General features: G+C 39.4%; 1 protein-coding gene. It reads left to right on the forward strand.

What is annotated here, in order from left to right:
- On the forward strand, positions 1 to 792 hold a 792-nt coding region (locus ACYVEC_RS03230), incomplete at both ends, for a Cna B-type domain-containing protein (RefSeq protein WP_460505617.1).

Raw genomic sequence — 792 nt, forward strand, 5'->3', positions numbered from 1 at the left:
CAAAGTAAATGGTACTGATATCACAAATACAAAAGTAGGCAAAACAAAAGTAGAAGGAACGAAGACATGGAACGACGGAAATGCAACAGACCGTCCGACAATAATCAAAGTAGACTTACTACAAAACGGGAATGTGATTCAAACACACGACGTACTAGCAGTAATGGGTTGGAAATATATATTCTCAGATCTAGAAGCATATGATGCGGAAGGAAAGGCTTACGAGTATACAGTGAAAGAACAGCCAGTACCAGGATATGAATCTAAAGTAAGTGGTACTGATATCACAAATACAAAAGTAGGTCAAACAAAAGTAGAAGGAACGAAGACATGGAACGACGATAACGCAACAGATCGTCCAGAAATGATTCAAGTAGACCTTTTACAAAATGGTACAGTGATCGCGACGCAAGAAGTAAGCAAAGCAGCAGATTGGAAATATGAATTCAAAGATTTAGCAGCATACGATGCAAACGGAGTAGCATACAAGTATGAAGTGAAGGAACAAGCAGTAGCCGGATATGAATCCAAAGTAAGTGGTACTGACATCACAAATACAAAAGTAGGCGAAACAAAAGTAGAAGGAACGAAAACATGGAAAGACGATAACGCGAAAGATCGTCCGGAAATGATCAAGGTGGATCTTTTACAAAACGGTAAAGTAGTAGATACAAAGGAAGTAACAGCGGCAACAAATTGGAAGTACACGTTTGAAAAACTCCAAGCATACGATGCAAACGGAGTAGCGTACAAGTATGAAGTGAAAGAACAGCCAGTAGCCGGATATGAATC

The organism is Bacillus sp. MN7755 (genome assembly GCF_054771475.1).